The 12,311-nt window shown below is 69.5% G+C and carries 9 protein-coding genes and 1 pseudogene; 8 read left to right on the top strand and 2 right to left on the bottom strand.

Annotated features, from left to right (window positions below):
* Nucleotides 1–31: 31 nt before the first annotated feature.
* On the top strand, nucleotides 32–1,555 hold the full coding sequence (adh, locus tag ACFY12_RS10900) for an aldehyde dehydrogenase (RefSeq protein WP_390715440.1): 1,524 nt from the start codon (nucleotides 32–34) through the stop codon (nucleotides 1,553–1,555).
* A 197-nt stretch (nucleotides 1,556–1,752) separates the two neighbouring features.
* On the opposite strand, the gene ACFY12_RS10895 is transcribed toward adh, so the two are convergent.
* Entirely contained in the window at nucleotides 1,753–1,887 is a 135-nt protein-coding gene (locus ACFY12_RS10895; RefSeq protein WP_390715439.1) for a hypothetical protein, read from the bottom strand.
* Between the two features lie 732 nt (nucleotides 1,888–2,619).
* Between ACFY12_RS10895 and ACFY12_RS10890 the strand changes: the two are divergent.
* Nucleotides 2,620–2,763: pseudogene (locus tag ACFY12_RS10890) on the top strand (DUF4287 domain-containing protein); the annotation flags it as partial.
* 232 nt (nucleotides 2,764–2,995) lie between these two features.
* The gene (locus tag ACFY12_RS10885; RefSeq protein WP_390715438.1) at nucleotides 2,996–3,571 is read left to right on the top strand and encodes a hypothetical protein; all 576 of its coding nucleotides are present in this window, start codon (nucleotides 2,996–2,998) and stop codon (nucleotides 3,569–3,571) included.
* 191 nt (nucleotides 3,572–3,762) lie between these two features.
* Here ACFY12_RS10885 and ACFY12_RS10880 read toward each other — a convergent pair whose 3' ends face one another.
* Entirely contained in the window at nucleotides 3,763–4,341 is a 579-nt protein-coding gene (locus ACFY12_RS10880) for a universal stress protein (protein WP_390715437.1), read from the bottom strand.
* 359 nt (nucleotides 4,342–4,700) lie between these two features.
* On the opposite strand from ACFY12_RS10880, the gene ACFY12_RS10875 reads away from it, so the two are divergent.
* The 5 genes from ACFY12_RS10875 to ACFY12_RS10855 all read left to right on the top strand — a co-directional run bounded on the left by ACFY12_RS10875 (nucleotide 4,701) and on the right by ACFY12_RS10855 (nucleotide 12,130).
* Nucleotides 4,701–5,345 carry a universal stress protein gene (locus ACFY12_RS10875; RefSeq protein ID WP_390715436.1) on the top strand — a complete coding sequence of 215 codons (645 nt, stop codon included), beginning with the start codon at nucleotides 4,701–4,703 and terminating at the stop codon, nucleotides 5,343–5,345.
* A 189-nt stretch (nucleotides 5,346–5,534) separates the two neighbouring features.
* Nucleotides 5,535–5,969 carry an archease gene (locus ACFY12_RS10870; protein WP_390715705.1) on the top strand — a complete coding sequence of 145 codons (435 nt, stop codon included), beginning with the start codon at nucleotides 5,535–5,537 and terminating at the stop codon, nucleotides 5,967–5,969.
* A gap of 314 nt (nucleotides 5,970–6,283) precedes the next feature.
* Nucleotides 6,284–7,714: an RtcB family protein gene (locus ACFY12_RS10865; protein ID WP_390715435.1), complete on the top strand. Its 1,431-nt coding sequence runs from the start codon at nucleotides 6,284–6,286 to the stop codon at nucleotides 7,712–7,714.
* A 906-nt stretch (nucleotides 7,715–8,620) separates the two neighbouring features.
* Nucleotides 8,621–9,604, top strand: a complete 984-nt coding sequence (locus tag ACFY12_RS10860; RefSeq protein WP_390715434.1) for a 1-phosphofructokinase family hexose kinase — start codon at nucleotides 8,621–8,623, stop codon at nucleotides 9,602–9,604.
* 501 nt (nucleotides 9,605–10,105) lie between these two features.
* Nucleotides 10,106–12,130, top strand: a complete 2,025-nt coding sequence (locus tag ACFY12_RS10855) for a flippase-like domain-containing protein (protein ID WP_390715433.1) — start codon at nucleotides 10,106–10,108, stop codon at nucleotides 12,128–12,130.
* The last annotated feature ends 181 nt before the right edge of the window (nucleotides 12,131–12,311 follow it).

The following is a 12,311-nucleotide window of genomic DNA, read 5'->3' as shown; positions in this document are numbered from 1 at the left end:
CACCGCGCCGAGAGCGATTGGGAGACCGTCCATGGCCCGTTACGCCAGCCCGGGTTCCGCCGATGCCGTCATGAGCTATCTGCCCCGCTACGACCACTGGATCGGCGGGGAGTTCGTGGCGCCCGCGCTGGGCCGGTACTTCGAGAATCCGACACCGGTCAATGGACAGCCGTTCACCGAGATCGCCCGCGGTACGGCCGAGGACGTGGAGCGCGCGCTGGACGCGGCGCATGCCGCGGCACCGCGCTGGGCCCGTACGTCCGCCGCCGAACGCGCCGCCGTCCTCAACAAGATCGCCGACCGGATGGAGCAGCACCTGGAGGCCCTGGCGGTCGCCGAGAGCTGGGAGAACGGCAAGCCCGTACGGGAGACGCTGGCGGCCGACATCCCGCTCGCCATCGACCACTTCCGCTACTTCGCGGGCGCCATCCGCGCCCAGGAAGGCTCGCTGTCGGAGATCGACCAGGACACCGTCGCCTACCACTTCCACGAGCCGCTCGGGGTGGTCGCTCAGATCATCCCCTGGAACTTCCCGATCCTGATGGCGACCTGGAAGCTCGCCCCGGCCCTGGCCGCCGGCAACACCGTCGTCCTGAAACCGGCCGAGCAGACCCCCGCATCGGTCCACTACTTCATGTCCCTCATCACCGACCTGCTGCCGCCCGGCGTCGTCAACATCGTCAACGGCTTCGGCGTCGAGGCGGGCAAACCGCTGGCCTCCAGCCCGCGGGTGGCCAAGGTCGCCTTCACCGGCGAGACCACCACCGGCCGCCTGATCATGCAGTACGCGTCCGAGAACCTGCGTCCGGTGACCCTCGAACTGGGCGGCAAGAGCCCGAACATCTTCTTCGACGACGTCTCGTCCACGGCCGACGACTTCCAGGACAAGGCGCTGGAAGGCTTCACCATGTTCGCCCTCAACCAGGGCGAGGTGTGCACCTGTCCGTCCCGCGCCCTGATCCAGCGCGGCCACTACCAGGACTTCCTCGCCGCCGGCGTGGCCCGTACGGAGAAGATCGTCCAGGGACACCCGCTGGACACCGACACCATGATCGGCGCCCAGGCCTCCAACGACCAGCTGGAGAAGATCCTCTCCTACCTGGACATCGGCCAGAAGGAGGGCGCCCGCATCCTGACCGGCGGCACCCGGGCCGAGCTGGGCGGCGAGCTGGAAGGCGGCTACTACGTCCGGCCCACGATCTTCGAGGGCAACAACGACATGCGGGTCTTCCAGGAGGAGATCTTCGGCCCGGTGGTGGCTGTCGCCCCGTTCAGCGACTTCGACGACGCGATCGGCATCGCCAACGACACCCTCTACGGCCTCGGCGCGGGCGTCTGGACCCGTGACGGCTCCACCGCCTACCGCGCCGGCCGCGCCATCCAGGCCGGCCGGGTATGGACCAACTGCTACCACGCCTACCCCGCCCACGCGGCGTTCGGCGGCTACAAGCAGTCCGGAATCGGCCGCGAGACGCACAAGATGATGCTGGACCACTACCAGCAGACCAAAAACCTCCTGGTCTCCTACTCCCCGAAGAAGCTCGGCTTCTTCTAAGCCCACGGAAAAAGGCGCCTGACCTGGGCTTTAGCCCGTCAGGCGCCTCTCGCTCGGCCCGCTCAGAACAGGGCCCGGTTTACGTCGTACCTCCCAATCTCCCCCACTGCTATCCCGCTCCTGACCAGCTCTTCCGGTCTATTTCCGGTCCCACTCCCGGCTCACCCCGAAGGCGCTGCGCCCTGGCTGACGCGGTCTCACTCCTTCATCGACTGCTCGATCAGGCGGTTGGCCTGCTCCCGGACGCCGTCCAGGAACTTGAGCATCCCCCACTCGGTCTCGGGCAGGTGGCACTGTTCGAGCCGGAGGTGAATGACCTCCGCTGGCCGCATGGCCGCGTAGTACATGCAGCCGAAGAACGCCTCAAGGCGAGGCCCGCGCCCGCACTGCTGGCCAACCGCCGCGAGCAGTCGGACAGCCTGAGCCCGTTGAGGGGGTTCTCTGCGAAGTACCCTTTTTCAACTGCTGTGTTGAGAACTTCGTTGAATGCGGCCCCTTGCGCCGTGCCGTCTTGGCCGCAGCCGCCTTGCCGTCCCACTTGCAGCACAGAGCATCCAGCGCACGCCGCAGCACATCGGATTCCGCGAGAGCACTGACGGGCAGGGAGTTCCGCTTTATCCAGTCCAGAGCCTTCCGCCACCACCGCTGGCCGAGGTATTCGTGGGCAATGTCGTACCACGTCGTACGCTGCTTGATGGCTCGCAGCTCGGACGCCGGCAGACCCGTGGGCTCATCGAACGGCTCCCCCTCGCGTGCCAACGTCATCAGCTTCGCGTGCCTGCTCTCAGCAAGCCCGACCCCGACGGTGCCGAACGATTCTGAATTTTCAAGCCCGTCGACTGTCCACCGCACCTGGAAACGGCTGCGCCGACCAGGGCGCTCGCGTATTCCCCGGAAGCGGACGCGGTAACTCATCGCCAAGTGTCGGAACCTCTCTCACACACCTCCCACCAGGCGTCCAGGTCAGTCCAAGGCCACGTCTGTGGTGCTGAACCCCGCTGGCAAGGCTCCTCAACCCGAGGTACGCCACCGGCAGCACACGGACAGAAGGACAGAGCCCCGACATGGCCACTGCGGCGAAAGGCCCTGCCAGCTACTTCCCCTCCGTCGAGAAGAAGTACGGCCGCCCGATCACGCAAGGGAACGATCTCACCCGTTCCGCACCCCCGGCCAAGCACATGGAGCTCGTGAGCCGGCTGAAGACCGAACACGGCCTGGGTGGCTTCGTTCATCTTCAGCAACAGCGTTTGTTGACGAGTACTGCTCGACGAAGCCATCCGATCCATCGGGTCGCCACTCGAGGTGATCTGCCAGAGGGCCGAACGGTCCCGGCCCGACCGCCCAGACTGTACGCCCCGGCCCCTCACCGGGACCGTTCGGCCCTCTCCCGGACCTGCCTGGTCTTGAGACCCTCCAAACAGCAGGCGAAGGGGGTACACGATGACTCCTCGGAAGATGCGCCCACCATGGCGGCACGACCTGCTCCGGCGCGGCACGGACGTGGCACAGTCCTGGATGGCCCTGGCCGCCGGGCTGCTCATCGCCGTGGCGGCACCGACCGCCGGGGTGCTGGCCGGCCAGGCGGTGGACACCGCGTCCCAGCAGCAACGCGCCGACTGGCATGCGGTCACCGCCGTGGTGACGAAGGAGCCGCCCGCCCGCGCCGGCCGTGACGCCAGGGACGGCACGGGTGGCCGAGTGCACGCGACAGTGCGCTGGACGGCCTCGGACCATACCGTCCGGACAGGAGAGACAACTGTGGCACCCGGCGCTCATGCCGGAGACCGGACGACCGTGTGGCTGGACGAGCACGGGGCCCTGCTACGGGACCCGAGCACCCCGGCGGACATCCTTGTCCGGAGCGTCGTGGCCGGCACCCTGGCCGCATCCGGTACCGGGCTGCTGGTCTTCGGCACAGACCGGGCCGGCGTCCTCCTGCTGAACCGCAAGCGCTACGCCCAGTGGGAGAAGGAGTGGGCGGAACTCGACGCGCAAGGACGGCACCACCGTCGGTGAACGTGGGTGAACGTGCCAGGGCCCTCGGCAGTCGGGACCGGCGGCCGCCCCTTTCCGACGCTGCCGTAGGCCCCGGATACGCCCCTCGCGCCGGTGGGTGAGCCGGCTGGCGACCGGTCGCGCGCCGACCTGGCCTGCCGGCAGCGTGGTGCGTTGCCCACCCTCGCTCAGTGGTTCCGTCCCCGTACGACTCAGTGGTTCCGTCCCCGTACGACGACGACCGGGCAGGGAGCGTGCTGGGTGCAGTGCCAGCTGACCGAGCCCAGGAGCGCTCCGGTGAACCCACCGTGTCCACGGCTGCCGACGACCAGCAGAGCCGCGTCCTCGGCCGCTTCCAGCAGCACGGCTGCGGGCGTGCCGTAGGCGACAGTAGTGCGGATCCGCGCCGCCTCGGCCGCTCCGACGACCTCTTCGACCGCGCGGTCGAGGCTCTGCCCCGCCCACACCTTCGCGTCCGGCGCGAGCTCCTGCGGGGCGTCGAGCCAGCCGATCGAGCCAAAGAGGGGCGGGTACTCCCAGGCGATCACCGCATGGACGGGGCAGTGGGTCAGCCGCCCCTGGTGCACCGCCCAGCGCAGGGCTTCCTTGGACGACTCCGATCCGTCAACCCCCACGACGATCCAGCCATCGTCCGGTGACCTGCCGCTCTTCGACTGACCAGCTTCCGACCGGCTGGCTTCCGGCTGGCTGGCTTCCGGCCAGCCGACTTCCGATCGGCCGACCGGTTGCCGGCCGCTCTCCGACTGGTTCTTCGTCGACCGGTCGCTCATGGCTACCTCCCAGCGTCCGGCATTCCGGCGTTCCGGCGCCACGCATGCAGAGGCGAGGAGGACCACCCACTTCTCGCGGGCACGGGTTGCGCGGTGCGCAGTTCCTCTCTACTACTCCACTACTCCGCGTCTCGTCGTCTCGTCGTCCTCCTCGTCACTTTCAGCAAAGCTCCCGTCAGCGCTATGGGGAAGACCCGGTCAGGCCCTATCGGGGGGCCGACCGGCCCCGTTCGCCTCGGTGCCGTGGCCTGGTGACCACACGGTGGTCGGGCTCTTCGGCCTATGGAGCTGCCGGCCCGCTGCCGTGACGCTGGAGGGGAGGTTGTTCCCGCAGGCCCGAGTCCGCGGAGGTGTCTGTCATGGGCGGCCCCGTTCTGGTGGGGCTGGACGGAACGGAGAACAGCAGGTCAGCGGTGCGCCGGGGCGCCGCTGAGGTGGCGGCCCAAGGGCTGCCGCTGCACCTGCTGCACTCCTGGGCCTCCCCCCAGCCACTGGGCATCCCCATCGCCCACGAGGCCGCCAGCCGGAGGCGCTACGGGGCCGAGGTGCTCGACAGGGCCAAGACCATGGTGCGTGAGCTACACCCGGGGCTCGCGGTGACGACCGAGCAGGTCTCCGAGGATGCGGTCGACGCACGGGTGGACCGTGGCCGGCAAGCCACGGTGACGGTGCTCGGATCTGTCTGGCATGTAAGGCATATTGCTGATCGCCAGGTCTGCGCATGCCGATCGAGGAGCCAATTGCCCGACACCTTCTCTCGGAGTGGCGTCGCGGAACGCAGTCCGTCCACGCTGCGGCTTGTGCTCAGGCGTGAGGCAGCAGCGAGGCAGCAGCCTAGGCGGCGCTCCCCGGCGGGCGCGCTCGTCGAAGCTTCCGCCCGTGCCGATCTCCTCGTCGTGGGCGCGCACCGCCCGGGCCGCCCGCCAGGTGCCCGCCTGGGCCGGATCACCCACGCAGACTCGCAGCACGCGCACTGCCCGGTGGCCGTCGTCCCGCACCGTTGACGTCGAATCCCAGCACTCTCCGCCCGGGCCACCCACCATGAACCACCGAAAGCGGCAGGCGGGCACCCAGGTGTTGAATCGTTATGGGGTCGTCTGGCAGGAGCCCCCGCCCCTGACGGCCTGGCGCCTGCCCTGGTGCCTGAGGGGCGACGATGGAACAGGGGCTGTCGTACGAGGAGGGCGAGCGTGATGCGGCCGGAAGGCTCCGCGCGGCTCGGCGGACACCGCAGCGTTCCGCACACCGCGGATCTGCGGGTGGAGGCATGGGGCCCGACCCGTGAGGTGTGCCTGGCGCAGGCCGTGCGAGGTGTCTGCGAGTCCTTCCTGGACCTGGCGGGCGCGGTCGGTGTGCGTCGGCGGGATGTCGTGATCCGGGCGGACACGGACGAGGACCTGCTGGTGGCACTGCTGGAAGAGGTCGTGTACTGGCTCGACACCCAGAACGAGGCCCCGGTCGAGGCGGAGCTGACCGCCGTCCGCGGCGGGCTGCGGGCCGGGCTGAGCATGGCGGACGTCGGGGCGCTTCCGGTGACGGGGGCCGCGCCGAAAGCGGTCACCCTGCATGAGCTGACATTCGCTCGCGGGCCGGACGGCTGGCACTGCTCGGTCACGCTCGACGTGTGACCGTTCCTCTCAGGGCCCCTGACGTACGTCTTGTCGGCCGAGCCGGCTCCCCGGGTGCCGGCCGAACCGGTCGCCTTCCGGGCACATCCGCCCGTGCGGCGTGTGCCGGACGGAGACACAGTGGAAGGACAGACCCCTGTACGCCCCGCTGCGCACACTGTGGCGTGTGGCGTGGGGAGAGACAGACCGGATCGAGCCCCCGACCTGCGGGCTCCGTCCGCCGGGGAGTGACGGATGCGTCGATCACGGCACTCTCACGACAGCGCGAGGTGCCTGTGGGCCAGGAAGACTCACCGAGAGCGACGGACACGGACATGGACGTCACGGTGACGGAGGAGAGCCCGTTCCGGTTCCGCATCGACCGGCAGGGTGCCATGCGCGTGCCCGGTGTCGTCTTCGCCAGCCGTGAGCTGCTGCCCCAGGCGGCCGGCGACAGGGCGCTGGAACAGGTGGTGAACGTGGCGACGCTGCCCGGCATCGTCCGCGCCTCCTTCGCCATGCCCGATGTGCACTGGGGGTACGGCTTCCCCATCGGCGGGGTCGCCGCCACGGACATCGACGCGGGCGGCGTCGTCTCGCCGGGCGGCGTCGGCTTCGACATCTCCTGCGGTGTCCGGCTGCTGGCTGCCCGTATGGAGCGGGTCGAACTGGCCCCGCACCTGAAGGAGCTGATGGACGTTCTCGGGGACACCACGCCGCGCGGCGTGGGACGCGGTGGTCTGTGGAGGTTGTCCGGACGCGCACAGATGGAGAAGCTGCTCACCGGCGGCGCCCGGTACGCGGTCGAGTGCGGCCACGGCGTCCCGCGCGATCTGGACCGCTGCGAGGACCACGGGGCGCTGGCAGATGCCGACCCGGAGCAGGTCGGGCAGCGTGCCGTGGAGCGTGGGCTGAACCAGGTGGGCAGCCTCGGCTCGGGCAACCACTTCCTGGAAGTCCAGGCGGTGGACCGGGTGTACGACGAGGGGACCGCGGCCGCCTTCGGCCTGCGGGTCGGCCAGGTCTGCGTGATGATCCACTGCGGCTCCCGCGGCCTCGGACACCAGGTGTGCACCGACCACGTCCGGGTCATGGACCACTCGCTGCGCGCCTACGGCATCGACATCCCGGACCGGCAGCTCGCCTGCGCGCCCGTCGTCTCTCCGCCCGGCCGCGACTACCTCGGGGCGATGGCCGCCGCCGCCAACTACGGCCGCGCCAACCGGCAGCTGCTCACCGAGGCCGCACGCCATGCATTCGCCTGCACCGCCGGTGTGGGTGTAGGCGTGGACCTGGTGTACGACGTCTCCCACAACATGGCCAAGATCGAGACCCACGAGGTGGACGGCGTACCGCGCCGGCTGTGTGTGCACCGCAAGGGCGCCACCCTCGCCCTCCCGCCCGGCCACCCCGGCCTGCCGGAGGACCTCGCCGAGGCCGGCCAGCCGGTCCTCGTTCCCGGAACCATGGGCACCGCCTCGTACGTCATGGTCGGCACGCCCGGCAACGCCGCGTTCTTCTCCACCTGCCATGGCGCGGGACGGGTGTGGAGCCGCCATCACGCACTGCGCCAAGTCCGCGGCGAACAGGTGCGGGACTCGCTGGAGGCCCATGGCATCGCCGTCCGCCCCTCCTCCTGGCGCGGCCTCGCGGAGGAGGCTCCCGCCGCTTACAAGGACGTCGACGCGGTCGCCTCCGCCACCGAAGGTGCCGGGCTGGCGCGGCTGGTCGCCCGGCTGATCCCGCTAGGCGTCGTCAAAGGATGACCTGGGGGCTCCGTCCACGCCTGTTGTGCCGCTGACACGAGTGCCCGTCTCCCGAGCGGTTCTCCGAACGGCTCGCCGGCCCGGTGTCCCACCGGCGTTGCGTCTCTCCCGCCGGTCGGGGTACCTAAAGTCCCTTGTCGGGGTACCTACAGTCCCTTGGAGAGCAGGAGTTCGTGGGCGAGTCGTGCGCCGCATTGTTTCGCCTCGGCCACGTTCATCCGGGGGGGGAGGTCGCTCTCGCGGCTGCCGTGCGCTGGGCCGACCCGCACAGACACCTCCGGCACCTGGCGGCTGCTGGGCAGCCTGCCGCCGACCCACCCTTCGCCGCCGGGCACTGCGCCGTGATAGCCGCTGGCATCTGCCGGTGAGGCGACGAGGTGCGACGGGCTGTCGGAAGGGTTAGCGTCGAAGCCAGGTCGGGGCCAGTGAGACGCATGATCGGCCGTCCGGTTCGTGGCATGTGAGCCGACCGCTATCAGCCGCGGCCGAGGTCCCAGGTGTCGGGCCGCTCCGTCGGCGGTTCGGCCAAGAAAGTGGGGAGCGAACCATGGCCGCCCGGGTTGCGATCAACGGGTTCGGCCGCCTCGGCCCGCTCGGCGCAGACCGAGTATGCGCTCGACGTGACCGGCATCGTCTGGGTGACCGCACGGAAGGCGACCGGCTCCGAGGTCAACGAGATCTTCCGGCATGTGGCCGCTACCAGGACGGGCTGGGTGCCGTAGACAAACCCCTGGAATCCAACGGCATCGGGGCGTGTCCGCGAGCATCCGCCGTCGGGCTCACGCCGAGCGCCGTTGCCGACAACGGCCCGCCGGCGGTCACAGCCGGGTACGACAACGAGCGGGGCCACGTTCAACAGATGGTGCGCCAGGCACTGGCCATACCGGGCGAGGCGGCATCTCCACGATGAGCACAACAGCGCCGGACCCCGCCACGGCCGGGCCGGTTCTCACCCTGACGGTGAACCCGACCGTCGACATCTGCTGGGATGTCGACCACCTTGCCGACATCGGCAAGAACCGCGCCCGGGTCAGGTCCGTGGCCGGCGGGGGCGGGGGCATCAACGTCGCCCGCGGTGTGGCGCGACTCGGAGGACGGGCCACCGCCGTCCACACCGCCGGCCGCGAAGTCGGCTGCCGCCTGAACAGGTTGCTGGACGAAGAGGGCATCGACCACATCGCCGTCGACATCGACGGCGAGACCCGCGAAGCACTCGTGCTGTTCGAGACCGAGTCCCGCCGCAGCCATCACATCGTCCCGCCCGGTCCGCACCTCGACGACCATGAGGGACAACGCTGCCTGGACGTGCTGGGGCAGGCGATCGGCACCAGCAGGTACGTCGTGGCAAGCGGCAGCCTGCCCGGCGGCCTGCTTGACGACTTCTACGCGGCGGTTGCCCGCCGGATCAAGGCGGCTGGATCCCGGCTGGTGCTGGACACCTCAGGCCCGGCGCTGCGGCAGGGGCTCGACGAAGGCGTCTTCCTGCTCAGGTGCAACCGGACAGAGGCCGCCGATCTCCTCGGCCGGACCGTCCGCAGCTTCGACGACGCCCTAGCGGTCAACGAGCATCTGCTCACCACGGGGGCCGCCGAGATCGCGGTCACCACGATCGGTGACCTGGGCGCGCTCTGCTCGACCCGTCACGGCCACACCGAACTGCGTGCACCGCCGCTGCCCGGGGAGCTGCTCAGTGATGCCGGGGCCGGAGACAGCATGGTGGCCGCGCTCACCGTTCGGCTGGCCGCAGGGGACGATCCGGTCAGTGCCTGCGCGTTGGGGGTGGCGGTGGCCGCTGCTTCGGTGCTTACCCCCGGCACCGAGCCCTTCGACCGTGAGGTGGCCGAGTCCCTCTGCTCCGACGTGGGGATCACGTTCCGAACCAGGTCGTGATCGGGAGCGTTGACCGTCGCATCGTTCCCTGCGGAGCCGGGCGACCGTGGGTGTCCGGCCGGGGTGTGGTGGGGGGTCCCCGCGACTCACGCTTCTTCGTAGAGCTCCGAGGACGCCTTTCCGCCGTACGGATCCACCTCCTGCCGCAACACCTCCAGGGCCGCTTCCCGAATGGTCATACCGGTTTCCGGTGTGACCAGCGCATATCGAGGTCCCATCGCTGATCCCACCCCATGGTCGGGTCCGGTTGACGCACGTCTCATCGCAGCAGTCCGGTGCCCGTCTCGAGCTCAACCCTGAAGAGACACCGACGCCACTCGGACGAGTAGTGCTGGACCGCAACCCGGCACTGTCGGTGCTACACCTGCCTCTGTGAACCCGGAATGGAACGGCTCTGTCCTTGCGAGCAAGTCGGCGCATCCGCCGTCTCACGTGTGCGCATGCGAGGCCGTCTCAGGCGGCAGCCGCTTTTGGTGGTTTGCCTTCCGCCGGTGGTGACGGATGGCGTCTGAGCGGTCGTACACCACAGCGGAGAACCAGGCGGACCGTCTGGTTCGGCCGGGCTGGTTGACCTGGTGCGGAGCCGGCCTGCTGCTGGTGGCCGCGGTGTGGGTGGCTGTGTGGCGGCGGCACGAGCTGGCGCAGGCGTTCGACCTCATCTCCCGGGTGCACTTCCCTCAGCTGACGGTTGCTGTGGGAGTCGAGGCATTGTCGGTGGCGTGCTTCGCGGCCGTGCCGCGCTGGCTGCTGCGGGAGGGCGGGGTGCGGTGGAGCCTGCGGCGGATGGTGGCGATCGCCGTAGCGGCCAACGCCGTGGCGGGCGCACTACCCGGTGGGGCGGCCCTTGCCAGCGCCTGGATGTTTCGGCAGCTGAACCGCCGGAGGGTCGAACCTGCCCTGGCGGCCGCCGTACTGGTCTCCGCCGGGGCACTTGCGGTGCTCGGCCTGGCCATCCTGATCGTGGTCGGCTTGTTCACCGTTGGCGCAACCGGGGCCGCCACCGTTCTGCGCCCGGCTGCCGGCCTCCTGGGGCTGGGACTGCTGCTCGGCCTGGCGGTCTTCGGCCTGTCCCGTTTCGCAGGCTTCCGCGCAACAGTGCGACGGTGCTGGGACCGGATCGGGCAGCGGTCCGCACGCGTGCGCAGGGCCCGACAGGCACTGGTACAGGTGGTGGTGCAGATCCGGAGCCTGCAGCCTGGTTTCCGGACGTGGCTGCGCCCGGCCTTGCTCGCGCTGTTGAACTGGACTTTCGATGCGGCGTGTCTGGCCGCCTGCCTGTGGGCACTGGGTATCGGCGTGCCCTGGCACGGGCTGCTGCTCGCCTACGGGCTCACGCAGATCCCCGGCAGCCTGCGCCTGACGCCCGGCAGCCTGGGTGTGGTCGAGGCGAGCCTGTCCGTGCTGCTTGTGCTGTACGGCCTGCCGCCCGGCTCGGCGATCGGCGCGACTCTGCTGTACCGGGCCATCAGCTACTGGGCGTTGCAGCCGATCCGGCTGGGTCTGCTGGATCGGCGTGACGTTCCACGCCGATCAGCCCGAGACTTCCGATCATCCTTCGTCGTCGCACGGGTAGGACCTATCGGCCTTGTCCAACCGGGCCACCACTCAGCCAGAACCTCGCCATGCCCAGAAACATGCCTATTGCCGCATATCTTCAGTCATACCCGAAAAGGAATTTTCTGTAAGAATTGCATCAGTGTCGAACTGGGCCGTGCGTCGGCCTCCGCTCGGACGCCTGCGGCCACCCATACGTCGACCGGGCACGGAGAGGGGAAGGGCATGCTGGAGAGAGCCGAGGACACCCCTGCCGGCGTCGACGCGGTAAAGGCGATCGGGACGGTGTCGAAGAGCGACTACCAGACGGTGGTCGAGCCACTCATCGAGGACGCCCGGAGGGAAGGCCGCCGGATTCGGATCCTGTGCGAGATCGGCCCCGAGTTCACGTCCTTCACTCCCGGAGCGGCCTGGGAGGACCTCAAGGTCGGTATGGGTGCCATGAGGCTTTTCGAGGGGTGTGCGGTCGTCAGTGACGTGCGCTGGATCCGTGAGTCGACCCGGTTGACGAGCTTTCTGATGGCCTGTCCGGTACGCGTCTTCGGAAGCCAGGAGCGTGACGAGGCCCTGCACTGGCTGTCGTCGCTTCCCGAGGGCCCCGGCATTTCCCACCGGCTGACCGAGTCCGACGTGCTCGTGGTCGAGGTCGAACAACCCCTGCGTGCACAGGATTTCGACGCCCTCGCGTCGACCGTGGACAGCTGGCTCAAGACACACGCCGAATTGGCCGGCGTCGTGATCCATGCGCGCGAGTTCCCCGGCTGGGAAAACATGGGCGGCTTGATCCGTCATGTGCGGTTCCTTCGCGACCACCACCGGAAGGTCCGGAAGATCGCGCTGGCGGCTGACAGTAAGGTCGCCGCCCTGGCGCCCCAGCTCGCGAATCACTTCGTTCGGGCTGAGGTTCGGCGGTTCGCATACGACGAACTCGATGACGCCCTCGCGTGGGCGGCCAGCCCTCCGGCTCGCTAAGTCGACCGCATCCGGGCCCCGACGCCAGGTGCGACCGACGTCGCGGACGAGGGCCGGGCCGAGGACGCGGTCCAGGTGGGCGATGACCTCGAACTTGGCGCCGTCTGGGATCTCTCGCAGCGGCCTCCGTAAGCTCCCCGGCGAGGATGTCTCGAGGCCGCCAGCGGCGGACGATCAAGAG

It is taken from the genome of Streptomyces sp. NPDC001339 (assembly GCF_042895955.1).
GTDB lineage: Bacteria > Actinomycetota > Actinomycetes > Streptomycetales > Streptomycetaceae > Streptomyces.
This window is presented reverse-complemented; position numbering and strand designations above follow the sequence as displayed.